Here is a 13,411-nt window from a genome sequence, read left to right as displayed (position 1 = left end):
AGGTAGATCATGAACATCGCGACCAAAGTTCCAACCGAAGGGGCAGCAAAACCGGCAGCAGCACAGGCTGCATCCGCCGCACCTCAGAGGACCGAAGCCATGAAAGGACGCGTTGACGCCATCGAGGAAGGCCGCCTTTACGGTTGGGCGTTCGATCCCGGAGCACCCACCGAACGGCTTTTGATCCGCGTTCTGCTTGATGATAAACCCATCGCGGAAGCACCAGCGGACAAGGAACGTCCCGACCTGAAGCGCAACGGCATTGGCGACGGCCTGCATGCTTTCGAAGTGATGCTGCCGCAATTCGCCGCCGCTCGCGCCGGTGAGCTTGTTGTCGTCGCAGCCAATGCGGCGGGCAATGAGCAGAAACTGCGCGTACCGAAGCCCGATGAACAGGCCGCCGAAGCACTGATTGCAGCGCCGATGACGCGCATTCTCGACAAGCTCGACATGTTGATGGCCGCGCAGCGCCAGTTGCAGGTCAATCAGCGTTCGCTGCAACGCGTGGCCCCGGTGCTCGATAGTTCCGGCAATGCCGCGCCTGCCGAAATGGCGGACATCGCCGCATCCGTCGATGGCCTGCGCACCGATCTGCATCAGCGCATGACCGAACTCGACGTGCATATCATGCGCATGGATGGCGTGGTCGCGGGACTTGAAAAGCGCATGGATGACGTGCGCAAACGCGCCGGTGGCGACGTGAAGCTGCTGTTCATGTTGATGTACGTGATGGCTGGTTTTGTCGCAGGCGCCATCCTGACGCTTTTCGTGATGCGCTGAGGGGAAACCCATGACGCAAGACGAAAGACCCGTCACGCAGCAATCGGTAGCAAAACCTGCCCGGCCATCGGAACGCCCGCCCATGATGATGGAAGGCGAGATGGTTGTCGGCTGCGTGATCGAAGACACGCTTCTGCTCGTGCTTGGCATCGGCAATGCGAGCGGCGATCAGGTCACGGCCTTTCTGAATGGCGATCCGGCGCTCAGCGTCAAGGTGAACCTCGTCACCTGGCCGCTGAAGGAGCCGTCGCCTGCCGGAACCCATGGATTCGTCGCGATTGTGCCGACCGGCATTTTGCGCCGGGGCATCCTCAAGACGGTGATGTTCCAGCACAAGGCCAAGGTCGCGCGTTACAATTTCGCCTCGCGGGCAGCGCCTGTCGCCGATTTCGTGGCCATGATCGGCGATCTTGCCGGACCAAGCCTGCCAACCGTCATCGATGAACTGGTGGAAGGACTGATTTCCGGTCCTATCGGGCGCAAGAAGCTTGCCGCAATCACCGTACTGTTGCAGGTCGGTGCGCGCTCCGATGGCTGTGTTGAACTGATTGGCGGTAGCGACGAAGGCGAAATTTTCGTTCAAGGCTGGGCGCAGGATCTGACGCCTGCCGTCACACGACTGCTCATCAGCGGCAAAAACTCTTCACTGGCGGAATGTTCGATCAGCGTGTTTGCGCGTCCCGATCTCAACGATCAGGCGTCGGGTTTTGCCGGATTGCTGCTTGCCAATGAGCCGGTGGAGCCGAACGACATTGAACGACTGTTGTTTCGCGGACGACGCGGCTGGCGCTTCACCGAAGTCTATGATCGCAGGCTGCTGGCCGGGTCGCGCGAGACGCCGGGGCATATTCGCGCGATCCTGCCGCGTGTGCGCAGTTCAACGGATATTCTGCTGCGGCTGCGTTCTGCCGCCAACCGCTTCGACGGCAGCGAAACCGTCTCCGGCCTGCCCTTTCCGGTGCGGCTTGGCATCGACAATGTGTTCCGCGTCGAAGGCAGCGGCATACTGGTTTCCGGCTGGCTGCTCGATCCAGACAGCCATGTGGAAAGCGTCAAGCTGCGCCGCCATCGCGGCGAAATACAGATCGACGGTACATGGACCCGCTATGACCGGCCCGACGTGACGCGTGAATTCGACAATCAGCCGCCCTTCAATGCTGGTCTCGACCCCAATCGCCACGCGCACGGTTTCGTGGCCTTCGCGCCTGAACTTGCGGGCGACAGCACATCGCCGTTTTATATCGAGCTGGCCATCAGCGATGGACGCCGCGCCTTTCATCCACTGACGCCGACCCGTGTGACATCACGCGATGCGATTGTCCGGCAGATACGCGCAACCGACCCCAATGCCTGGGCGCTGCGCCACATCGTCGATCAACAGCTTGTTCCCCTGCTGAGCGGCGTCAGCCGCCCGGCGCCGGAAGTGTTCGGCGTGGTCGATCTTGGCCCTTTCGAAGACGCGGTCAATCACGCCGCTAATCTGGCGATCATCATCGGTGTCGATGAACGCGTGGAAGAGATAGAGCCTCTGCTGGCTCTGCTCGCACTCGATCCAGAAACCCGCATCGCGCCGATTGTCGTGGCGGCAGCAACGGAAATCATCGACCGCATCGGGGTGCAGGTTCGAAGGCTCGCGGACTTCTATCGCCTGCGCATCCGCCTCGTTTCGGCAAGCGGTTCGGAAGACCTTTACGATGCGCTGGAAGTTGGTGCGCGCGCTGTCACAACCGACAAGGTGGTGTTTCTGGCAGGCTCGCTGCTGCCGCGGCGTGCAGGCTGGCTGAACAAGCTCGTCTCGGCTTATGACTCACACCACGACTGCGTTTTGTCGCCAACGCTGGTTTACGAAGACGATTCCATACGCTGGGCCGGAACTTGGGTTGCTGGGCCGCAATCGGATCGCGCTTTGATCAGCCGTTATGCCGGTTATCCGATGGATTCCGTTTCCGGCATGTCGCTCACCGAAGTCGCCACGGCGACCTTCGAATGCTGCATCCTGCCGCGTGACGCGCTGTTTTCGGTCGGCGGTTTCACACGCGGCTATCTCGGCACGCATGAAAAAGGTCTCGACCTTGGCCTGAAGCTCAAACAGTCCGGCCTGCGCTCCTACTGGCTGCCGTCAGCGCAAATGCTCGGCTCCGATGATGTGTCGGTCACCGACCGGGCATCAACCATCGCATTGATCGAGCGGATCGACCGACAGGTCTTTGATGCGCGCTGGTCGAATATTCTTGCCGGCAGGCGCAGCGCACCGATTGAGGAACCCGCATGAGCGATAAACTCCGCGTTCTCGTCATCTCGCACGCCCACCCGTCGATCTCGCTCGGCGGGGGTGAAATCGCATCCTATAATCTGCATAAGGGGCTGAACGCCATTCCCGGCGTGCAATCGGTCTATCTGGCGCGCGCCGGTCACCCGATCCCGCGCCACGGCACCACAGCATTGATGAGCATGCGCCGCGCCAGCGACGAAATCCTGTTTCATGCCGACGAGTATGATCACTTCTACCTCTCGAACAAGAATACGGACGAAATCCGTCGCGATCTCCTGCGTTTCGTGCGCGATTTCGATCCAGATATCGTGCATTTCCATCATGTGATGGGGCTGGGGCTGGAAACGCTTTATGCAATCCGCGAGACCCTGCCGGATCGCATCATTCTGGTCACGTTCCACGAATTCCTGTCCATCTGCAACAATGACGGCCAGATGGTGAAAGCCGGAACCTCGAAGCTTTGCAACGAGGCATCGCCCATCGATTGCCACGCCTGCTTTCCACAGATTCCGCCAGCGCGTTTTCTCAAGCGCGAACGCTTTGTGCGTGGGATGCTGGAATTGGCCGACGCCTTCATCTCGCCAAGCCAGTTTCTGGCAAACCGCTATCACGAATGGGGCCTGAGCCCTGACAAGATGGCTGTGATCGAAAACGGCATCGCCATTCGCGAGGTCACGCCTCCACGCGAACTGACCGGCCCGAACCCGCGCCGCAGCCGCTTTGCCTTTTTCGGCCAGATCAACCCGTTCAAGGGCATCGACGTGCTGGTGGATGCGGTATCACGCGTGCCGGAACAGGTGTGGGGTGAAGATTCCCGCCTGATGATTTTCGGCGGCAATCTGGAAAAGCAGCCGCCTGCCTTTCAGGAGCGAATGCAGAAACTGATCGAGGAAGCCGGTCCCCGCGTGCGTTTTTATGGCGCTTACCAGAATGCGGAAATGCCGCGTCTCATGCAGTCGGTCGACTGGGTGGTGATGCCGTCCATCTGGTGGGAAAACTCGCCCATCGTCATTCAGGAAGCGTTGCATCATCGGCGTCCGGTGATCTGCTCCAATATTGGCGGCATGGCCGAGAAAATCCGCGACGGCGAAGACGGACTGCATTTCCGTGTCCGCAGCGCTGAAGATCTGGCCGACCGTTTCACGGAAGTCCTAAGTGAGCCGAGCATATGGGACCGACTTCACAATTCCATTCGTCGTCCTGTACACTATGTGGACTGCGCCAAGGAGCATCTCGACCTTTATAACCGATTGCGCGAGGCGAAGCCTCGCAAAGCGAAGCCGGCAGTGAGTGAAACTGTCCTCTCTCAGGCAAGCTGAGCCTGGCTCGTCTGGAACCATTATCTTACGCATTTCCGAACGCAAAACCGTTTCACACTTTTGCTGGAAATGCTCTTACTAAAGGAAAACCGAATGGCCCGTGCCCCCCGCGCCCTCGTGATGATTCCCGCTGGAGAAGTGTATGACCACGACAATGTGCGCTGGTATCGTCACACCGACGTGCAGGGCAGCATCAATCACTATCACAATATTGGCGACGCCTTCGTGTTCGAGTCATCGCTCAAGCTGATGAACTATGAAAAGGCGTCCGAGCTTCCCATAACCACTTATTCGCCGGAAAAGATCGACCAACTGCGCGAGGAATATGACTATGTCATTCTGCGCGGGTCGAACTATGTGAACAAGGACATGAACTGGCGCGAAAGCATAGCCGTCTTGCAACGGTTGAAACTGCCGGTCATTGCTTTTGGCATCGGCGCGCAGGCCCCCTCCAAGGGCGCGCTGGAACTTTCCGAAGAAACCAAGGCCGTACTGCGCATTATTGCGGATTCGACCGTTTCCATCGGCGTCCGCGGCGCTTATACGGCGCAGGTGCTGAACGATATCGGCATTCGCAATGTCCGCATCATCGGCTGCCCCACGGCCTTCCGCCGCAACAACCAGCATTTGCGCATCAAGCTGCCGCCACTCGACAGCGTAGAGAAGGTTGGCGTCACAGTGCGCCGTGAGGTTTCACCCGCCTACGCAAAGGACATTGAGCAATATCTCACCCGTCACCGCGACCTCATCAAGACGATGGCGCAGCGTTTCGACGTCACGCTGATGGCGCAAGGCGAGATCGATGAGAAAAAGATGGTATTCGGCACACCCGAACAGAAGGAAGAGGCCATCGCCGCACTGAAAGGCCATCGCTGGACCGCCGACTGGTATTTCGATGATGAAATCGAAAACCTCTACCGGAACAAGATGTTCTATTCCGATGTTGTGGCCGATTATGAGAACCTCGTGCGCCAGCAACAGCTTGTGCTTGGTTATCGCCTGCACGGAAACCTGATGGCGCTCGCCAATGGCGTGCCGTCGATCTATTTCACCTATGACAGCCGCACCGCCGAATTTGCAGAGACCTACAAGATTCCAAGTTATGACGTTTTCAGCGACAAGCCGTTCCGTCTGGAAGATTACTGGGATCAGTCGCTATTCGACAAATACAACCGCGCATGGTTTGAAACCTATGCGGAGATGAAGCAGTTTCTCGATGAAAACGGTATCGACAACAAAATGACCGATACCGGCCTGCCGGTCGAAACGCTCAAAGTCGCCTGATCCCTTGATTATTTTGAGCGTCTGGCCTTCACCGCCGATGGTTTCGGACTGTCGGCGGCAATGGGCTTGTCTTTCTGCTCTTCAGCAAGCAGTGACCATGCGGCAATGAACATGGCGGCTATCAACGGCCCGATTACGAAGCCATTGATACCGACCAGCGAAATACCGCCAACCGTCGAGATCAGCACCACATAGTCCGGCATGCGTGTGCCCTTGCCGACCAGCGGCGGGCGCAGCAGATTATCCACGAGACCGGTAACCAGCGTTCCGATCAGGACGAGAATGACGCCTTTGCCCCAGTCGCCGCTGACAAAGAACCATATCGCGGCAGGCACCCAGACGAGAGCCGCGCCGACCGCTGGTAGCATGGAGAAGAAGGTCATCATCACACCCCACAACAGGGCAGCTTCGATCCCCAACAGCCAGAAAGCAACGCCGCCGATGGCCCCTTGAATGATCGCGATGATGATGTTGCCCTTGACCGTCGCGCGGATGACGGCGGTGAATTTTTCCAGAAACTGGCGGGTGTAGTCGTCACTCAACGGAATGGCCTGCCGGATTTTTCGTCCAAGATCCGCACCGTCGCGGAAAAGGAAAAACAGCAGATAAAGCATAATGCCGAAGCCGATGAAAAATTGCAGTGTATTCTGGCCGAAGCTGACGAGACGACCGGCAAAAAGCTGGCTGCCTTGCAGGATTGTCGATGAAATTCGCGAGCGCCATTCAGCGAAACTGCCCAGCTCGAAGCGCTTGAGCCAGTCTTCCAGCGAATCCGGCAGCACCGATAAAATGCTGTTGATATAGCTGTTGAGGTCAAATTCGCGACTGCTCAGCCGCTGATAGAGCGAGTTTCCCTCCTGGACGAGCGAGCTGAAAATGATCAGCATCGGGATGATGACCAGACAGATACACATCAGCACTGACAGAAAGGCCGCGAGATTGCGCCGTCCGCGCAAAACCCGCAGCAGATATTGCTGAACCGGATAGAAGATAACGGCGAGAATGACCGCCCACAGCACTGCGGTGTAATAAGGAATGAGCAGCCAGGCGAAGGCGATCGTGACGAGCGCCAGTAGAATATAGAAGCTTACGCGATGGACGGACATATTCACTCACCGACATTGTCTTGGGAGTGAACCCTGCCCAAAATCTGCTTTTTATTCAATAGGGTATTTCCGGCAGAGCCGTGAGAGACTTTGCCGGAAACAGGTAAGAGCTTTGGCTGAAATGTCACGCTGCGGCCCGGATGGAAACCGGTGCGGCTTGAGGCAGCACACGCGCAATGGCGCTGAGAAGATCACTTTTCGACACGACGCCGACCACAAACCTGTTCTCGTCCACGATCACGGCCACATGGGTCAGACCGTCGGTTAGGACAGGAAGCAGGCTCAACGCGGCGTCATCCGGCCCAGCCGTAATGGCCGGAATCACATGATCTTTCACGCTTTCGCCCGGCTGAATCAATTCACGCAGGCCAACCATGCCGGTCAGTCGCCCGTCCGCGCCCGTCACTGGCAAGGTCAGGATGCGATGGCGCAGCAGCAAATTGCGGGCCTGATCGGCGGTGTCGTTTTCCCCAATGCTGATAACATCACGCGACATGATATCGGCGCAGGTCAGGTCGCCATGGGCGCGGATCGATGCCTGCAACTCCACCTGACGCAACAACCGGCCAAGATCGTTGCGGTCGATGTCGAAGCTCTCATCCAGCGTGTTCAGCGCCTCGTCGATATCCTCTTCGCGGATGCCGGTTCGCACCGAAGGCGGCAAGTCCTTCGTTTCGTGCAGACTTACTGGAACGGCTGCCGCGGAATGCGGATATTTCCGCCGGGAGAGCCTGTGGAACAAGATGCCCAGCCCTACCAGCAGACAGGAATTGAAGCAGACCGGCACAAGCGGGAACCACAGGCCCCAGCTTGCGACCGCCTGACCGCCCAGCACTGCCGTCAGCGCGGCAGCGCCACCGGGGGGATGCAGGCTGCGGGTCACGGACATGGCGGCGATTGCAAGTGCAACGCCAAGCCCGATAGCGAGAGCCGGGTCGCTGACATAGCGAGCGACAATCACGCCCACCAACGCCGAAATCGTGTTGCCGCCAATGATCGACCATGGCTGCGCCAGCGGACTGTTCGGTACGGCAAACAGCAGCACAGCCGATGCGCCGATGGGTGCTACGATCAATGGCAGATGTGAACCATTGCCCAGCAGAAGCCCCGAAGCAAAACCGGTGACAGCGATACCAATCAACGCGCCAACGCAGGCAATCGCGCGCTCTCGCAGTGTTGCGCCCGCAAGAAGTGGATTAAACAGCCGGAATCGCGACGCAGGCGAGCCTTTATGGTCAGGAGATTTATGTCGGGTCATGTCACACTACAGCCAGAGGCGGCCTGTCTATTCCGAGCTTTCCCGGGAACTGAAACAGATCCCGCAATTCACGCAGCGTGAGTATCTTGTCTCCGGCATATGCGAACAAGAAAGCAAATCCGTATGTATTGGAGGAGAAAAGAAAATTCTTCCGCTATTGAAAGCTTATCAAGAATAGCGGCCTCACCAGCATTTCCGTTCCCAATAGCATAAGCCCGACGAGAAACCAGAGGCGAAACCGTTCCGGACTTATTTTCTGGCGAAAAACCTGCCCAAGTGCCATGCCAGCCAGCGCGGGCAAGACAGCAGCAAGCGAAATCAGAAGAATATCGCCGCTATAGGCCTGATGTGAGGAAAGCCCGATCGCCAGCGCAATCGTCGATACCGTGAAGGAGAGTCCCAAAGCCTGCACGAGATCGTCTTTCTTCAAGCCCAGCGCCTGAAGATAGGGAACGGCTGGAATCACAAACACACCAGTCGCACCGGCAATCAGGCCGGTCAATAACCCGATCAGCGGCGACAGCCAGACTTCATGCCGCCGCGATACCTGCCACTGTCGGGCAAAAAGGGTGTATCCCGCATAAATGACCAGACATGCGCCGAGCAGCGACGTCGTCAGGACCGTTTCACCGCCAACGAGCATGAAAGAACCGATCCACGTTCCAGCGATAATTGCGACCATCATCGCCCACAAGCGCAGGGCCAGCGCACGAAAACTTGGCCCGGCCAGCAGCTGCCAGACATTGGTAACGAATGACGGAACAATCAGCAGGCTCGCGGCAGTGAGCGGCGAGATCAACGCCCCCAATACGCCCATGGCAACAGTCGGCAACCCCATGCCGGTCAGGCCTTTGACAAAGCCTGCGCCGAGGAAAGTAAGCGTAATCGTGACGAGAAGTGCGACTGATTGGGTCATGCTTCCGCTATAGAGAATTCCTCCTTTTGCGAAATGCGGAAGTTCCATATTCTACCTTCGGCTTTACCGAAGGCAGAATATAAGCGATAAATATGCATGCGTTTTGACCTCACAGACCTTCGCCTTTTCATCGCCGTCGCCGACGCCGGAAGCATCACGCATGGTGCAACGGAAGTGGGGCTCGCCCTGCCCTCGGCAAGCGAACGCCTGCGTGACATGGAAGCCATTGGCGAGGTCAAGCTTCTTGAACGCGGCAGACGAGGCGTCACCCTCACTGCGGCTGGCGAAGCGCTTGCGCATCATGCGCGGCTCGTGCTGTGCCAGATGACTGACATGCATGCCGACCTCATCACCCATGCCAGGGGCATGCGCTCAACCGTGCGTGTGGCAGCCAACACAGCCGCCGTGACTGAATATCTTCCCATGCGGCTCGCGCAGTTCATGACAGACAATCCACAGATCGACGTCGAACTGAAAGAACGGCAGAGTGCGGAAATCGCAAAATCTGTTTCCGGCGGCTTTGTCGAGATCGGCATATTGTCGGACGCTGTCGATACCGCTGGACTGACACTCCTCCCCTTCACCATCGACCGACTGGTTCTGATTACGGGACCAGACCATCCCCTCGCCGCCGGAAAATCGACATGCCTTGCCGATGTCCTTCATGAACCGTTTATCGGGCTCTATTCAGGCGCACTTTACGATCACATCGAAACCCATGCGGCACGTCTGGGCGTTAAGCTGAAGACGCGCACGCGACTGCGCACATTCGAAAGCATCTGCCCGATGGTCGCCGCAGGCGTCGGTCTGGCAATCATTCCGGAACTGGTTGCGCACCGCATGATGACAACAACCAGCATCGTACCAATCACGCTGATGGATGCATGGGCCACACGGCACTTGTCGCTTTGCATACGTTCGCTGGATGAGCTGACCTCATCGGCGCGTGCGCTGATCGACCACCTGTCGGCAGAGCGTCCATTGAACAATGCAAACGTCCCGACGATTTAATCTCTACTGGAACGCTCTAGAAAACTTGCGGAGCCGTATCCTCTTGTCTATCACACGGCATCGAAGAACATGTCGTTTGGAAGCCGATGGCCACGCAGGACAAAGCAATCATCAGGACGGCTGGCGCCTCCGTCAGTTTTGACGGCGCGATGGCTCTGAATTCGGTCGATGCCTCCGTTCGGGCCGGGCGCATAACCGTCATTTGCGGTGCCAACGGATCAGGCAAAAGCACGCTGTTGCGTAGCATGGCGCGGCTACAGACGCCAACGAGTGGTCAAGTCCTTTTCGACGGGGAAGACATCAACCGTCTGAAACGTATTGATCTCGCTCGCAAGATCGCCGTGCTGGGGCAAATGCCGGAAGTCCCCGCTGGCCTGACAGTAGAAGAACTGGTCGAAAATGGACGCCACCCGCATCGGGGCCTGTTTTCCCGTCTCGGCGATAATGACCGACAGGCAATCGAACGCGCCATCACGCAAACCGGCCTGCAAGCCCTGCGTCATCGTCAAGTGGCTTCGCTATCCGGCGGTGAACGTCAGCGCGCATGGGTGGCGTTGGCGCTGGCGCAGGAACCGTCCGTCCTGTTTCTCGACGAGCCGACGAATTTTCTCGACATTCGCCATCAGGCTGAACTGCTGACGCTGCTCAAGCAACTAAACCGCGACCATGGCCTGACCATCGTAGCCGTTCTGCACGATCTCAATCAGGTGCTGGAACTGGCCGACGATGTTATTCTGATGCGCAAAGGCCACTTGATGGCCTCCGGTAGTCCCGAAAGTGTTTTCACAACAGAGCGCCTTAGAGAAGCTTTCGATTTCGACATCGAAGTGACGGCGCATCCGGTTTTGCCGATCCCGTTCTGCATGCCCCGCTGGGTCAATGATCCAACGGTTCAGCCATCCGCCAAACATGAGCGGAACGCGGAATGACCCCGCAGCCTCTGGCGTCGAACCAGACAAAAACGGCGACCTTCACGGTTGGCATTGTGGTTCTGGCAATCCTGCTGCTCGTCGCGCTGACGGCCGCCGAACTCGTCATCGGCAGTGGAAATGTGACGCTACAGGACGTTTTGCAGTCGCCGTCGCGACCCAAAACGCTGTCGCAGATTATCATCGAAACCATTCGCCTGCCCCGCGCAATCGCAGCCATATTGGTCGGCGCAGCACTTGCTGCCGCTGGCACGGTGATGCAGACTATTTTGCGCAACCCGCTCGCGGCACCCGACATTCTGGCCGTCACCAGCGGCGCGCAACTGGCACTGGTTGTTTCCAACCTGCTGCTTCCTTTTGCCTTTCCGGGCTTTCTCGCCACCATCATCGGCGGCGCACTGGGCGGAACATTATGCCTGCTGGTCGGCGGCGGATTGCGCGCCCAAGCGGTTCGGCTGGCACTGGGGGGCGTGGCCGTCTCGCTTGCCTTCTCAGCGCTTTCTTCCGCTATCATATTGATTGCAGATGATCGCGCATCGGGCATCATCCTGTGGTCTTCCGGCATGCTGGAACAAACAGGCTGGGCTAAAGTTGCGCCGCTCGCGCCCTTTATCGTCGGAGCCATCCTGCTGCTGGTCGCCCTTGCCCGCCAGTTCGACGTCATGGCGCTCGGCAGCGACATGGCGGCTAGTCTCGGGCTTGGCAAGGTAACCGCCCTGACCGGCCTTCTCGCCACAATCGTGCTATCAGGTGCTGCAGTCACCATCGCGGGACCTATCGGCTTCATCGGTCTCGCAGTGCCCAATCTGCTACGCGCCACCGGCATGGTTCGGCACAATGTGCTTTTGCCCGCTGCCTGCCTTTGGGGAGCGGTTGCGCTGCTTTCAGCTGACATCGCCGCGCAGTGGCTGAGCAGCGCTGGCACCCTCATCCCGACAGGCATTCTCGCTGCCTGCTTTGCGGCACCGGCGCTGATCTTCGTCTTGCGTCGCATGAAAGCTGAAGCACCGGCACGCAGCACACACATCCTTGGGAAAACAATATTCAAGCAACCCGCCACACTTTACGCGAGCCTCGGCGCAGTTCTGTTCGCAGCTCTTCTGGCCGGATTGCTCTTCGGCGACGGCGTTGCCGGACGTGACATCGACTGGCAGGCGATACAGGCACTGCGCGCGCCACGCGTGTTGGTGGCCATGGGCGCGGGCGCTTTGCTCGCAATGGCTGGATTGTTGTTGCAGGCCGTGACGCGTAACCCGCTGTCCGGCCCAGAAACTCTGGGCCTTGCACAAGGCGCAGCACTCGCAAGCCTCGTCGCACTGCTCGGCGGCATCATTCCGGGAAGCGCGCTTTTTGCGCTCTGCTCCGCAGGCGGCGCCTGTCTTGTGGTCGTGCTTTTAAGCCTGCTCGGCAAAAACCTGTCGCCGACACGCACGGCACTGACCGGCCTTGCCGTCGCAGCCAGCCTTTCAGCATTGAGCACGGTCGTGGTAATTGAAGCAAAGCTTCAGATTGCCGAAGCACTTGCCTGGCTTGCGGGCTCCACCCATGGGCGCAACTGGCTGGACGTGAATGCACTTGCCCCCTGGCTTTTGCTGATCGCCGTTTCTATGGCATTTGCGAAACGCCTCGACATTATGGCGCTCGGTCGCGACGCTGCGGAATCGCTTGGCGTCGATACGGCCATGACCCGCTTATGGCTACTGCTACTGTCAGCCCTTTCTGTGGCTGGCGCTGTGTCCGCCGTGGGAGCAATCGGCTTCGTAGGGTTGATTGCGCCGCACGCAGCGCGCCTTTGTTGCGGCGCGCGCTATCGGCATCTGCTACCAGTGACGGCGCTGATCGGCGCAATATTGACCGTTCTGGCGGATATGCTGGGCCGGGCGATCTTCGCACCGCAGGAAATCCCGGCAGGCATCGTGACAGCTTTTATCGGCACACCACTCTTCATTCTGCTCATGCGCAGACAATCGCGCTGAATGTTCAAACCAGGGATGTTTTGAGGAAAATGGGAGAGAGAGCCGCATATCGTGAGTGAGCGTCCCAAAAAGGGTTTGTGCTAAGCATGGAATAAACGTGAAAGCATAACCCGAAGTGCGGAAATTTATTCCAGTGCAGTTACAAGAGGAGCAATCTGTTTCTCGAAAAAGTCAGAAAAAATGGCAATCCGCAGCGGCAGGCTCTCACAGGGCGGGTGATAGAGCTTAAACCAGAGTTGAGACATGCGCCATAATGCGCGAGATAAACGCGCTCGGCGTGACCAGCGTGATTAATGTCGGCGGTGGTTGCAGAATTATTCCAACGACTACGCGATCATCGAGAAGCTGCACACCGATAACCAGTTGACCGTGCGCATCCGCTATAATCTCTTTACCCAGAAACCTGGAGCGTTCTCTGGTGCGGATGCTGAGCAGCCTAAGAGCCTACGCGAAAATTAAGTTGAGCGATTTCAGTTGTTTATGGTTCTCTGTGGTTTACCAAGACTACCTGGACTGAAACCGCCCGTCACGGCTATGCCAGAGGAGGCTTACGCTATGCA

General features: G+C 58.2%; 10 protein-coding genes. 7 read left to right on the top strand and 3 right to left on the bottom strand.

The annotated features are described in order from the left end of the window. Positions 1 to 9 precede the first annotated feature (9 nt). The 4 genes from JAU75_RS17705 (at position 10) to JAU75_RS17690 (ending at position 5,655) form a co-directional block, all read left to right on the top strand. A complete protein-coding gene (locus tag JAU75_RS17705) occupies positions 10 to 780 on the top strand; it encodes a hypothetical protein (protein ID WP_199057795.1) in 771 nt (256 codons plus the stop codon). Between the two features lie 10 nt (positions 781 to 790). Beyond that, a complete protein-coding gene (locus JAU75_RS17700) occupies positions 791 to 3,052 on the top strand; it encodes a hypothetical protein (protein ID WP_199057794.1) in 2,262 nt (753 codons plus the stop codon). Further along, positions 3,049 to 4,371 carry a glycosyltransferase family 4 protein gene (locus JAU75_RS17695; RefSeq protein ID WP_199057793.1) on the top strand — a complete coding sequence of 441 codons (1,323 nt, stop codon included), beginning with the start codon at positions 3,049 to 3,051 and terminating at the stop codon, positions 4,369 to 4,371. Before JAU75_RS17700 ends, JAU75_RS17695 begins: the two co-directional genes overlap by 4 nt. A gap of 93 nt (positions 4,372 to 4,464) precedes the next feature. Further along, positions 4,465 to 5,655, top strand: a complete 1,191-nt coding sequence (locus JAU75_RS17690) for a polysaccharide pyruvyl transferase family protein (RefSeq protein ID WP_199057792.1) — start codon at positions 4,465 to 4,467, stop codon at positions 5,653 to 5,655. 8 nt (positions 5,656 to 5,663) lie between these two features. Here the strand turns inward: JAU75_RS17690 and JAU75_RS17685 are convergent, their stop codons facing one another. The 3 genes from JAU75_RS17685 to JAU75_RS17675 all read right to left on the bottom strand — a co-directional run bounded on the left by JAU75_RS17685 (position 5,664) and on the right by JAU75_RS17675 (position 8,935). Next, complete coding sequence (locus JAU75_RS17685; RefSeq protein WP_199057791.1) at positions 5,664 to 6,761, bottom strand: AI-2E family transporter; 1,098 nt, start codon at positions 6,759 to 6,761, stop codon at positions 5,664 to 5,666. A 124-nt stretch (positions 6,762 to 6,885) separates the two neighbouring features. Then, complete coding sequence (locus JAU75_RS17680; protein WP_199057790.1) at positions 6,886 to 8,019, bottom strand: HPP family protein; 1,134 nt, start codon at positions 8,017 to 8,019, stop codon at positions 6,886 to 6,888. 154 nt (positions 8,020 to 8,173) lie between these two features. Then, positions 8,174 to 8,935 carry a sulfite exporter TauE/SafE family protein gene (locus JAU75_RS17675; protein ID WP_199057789.1) on the bottom strand — a complete coding sequence of 254 codons (762 nt, stop codon included), beginning with the start codon at positions 8,933 to 8,935 and terminating at the stop codon, positions 8,174 to 8,176. Between the two features lie 96 nt (positions 8,936 to 9,031). Here JAU75_RS17675 and JAU75_RS17670 point away from each other — a divergent pair, with 96 nt between their 5' ends. From JAU75_RS17670 to JAU75_RS17660, 3 genes are all read left to right on the top strand, one after another. Beyond that, positions 9,032 to 9,946, top strand: coding sequence for a LysR family transcriptional regulator (locus JAU75_RS17670; RefSeq protein ID WP_199057788.1), 915 nt, complete (start codon positions 9,032 to 9,034; stop codon positions 9,944 to 9,946). An 86-nt stretch (positions 9,947 to 10,032) separates the two neighbouring features. Beyond that, positions 10,033 to 10,875, top strand: a complete 843-nt coding sequence (locus tag JAU75_RS17665) for an ABC transporter ATP-binding protein (protein WP_199057787.1) — start codon at positions 10,033 to 10,035, stop codon at positions 10,873 to 10,875. Next, positions 10,872 to 12,851 carry an iron ABC transporter permease gene (locus JAU75_RS17660; protein WP_199057786.1) on the top strand — a complete coding sequence of 660 codons (1,980 nt, stop codon included), beginning with the start codon at positions 10,872 to 10,874 and terminating at the stop codon, positions 12,849 to 12,851. The genes JAU75_RS17665 and JAU75_RS17660 overlap by 4 nt, the downstream gene beginning before the upstream one ends. Positions 12,852 to 13,411: the final 560 nt, after the last annotated feature.

The sequence above is a fragment of the Ochrobactrum sp. Q0168 genome (assembly GCF_016427605.1).
In the GTDB taxonomy this organism is placed as follows: domain Bacteria; phylum Pseudomonadota; class Alphaproteobacteria; order Rhizobiales; family Rhizobiaceae; genus Brucella.
The sequence above is the reverse complement of the archived record's forward strand: the minus strand, read 5'-3'. Positions and strand labels throughout refer to the sequence as shown.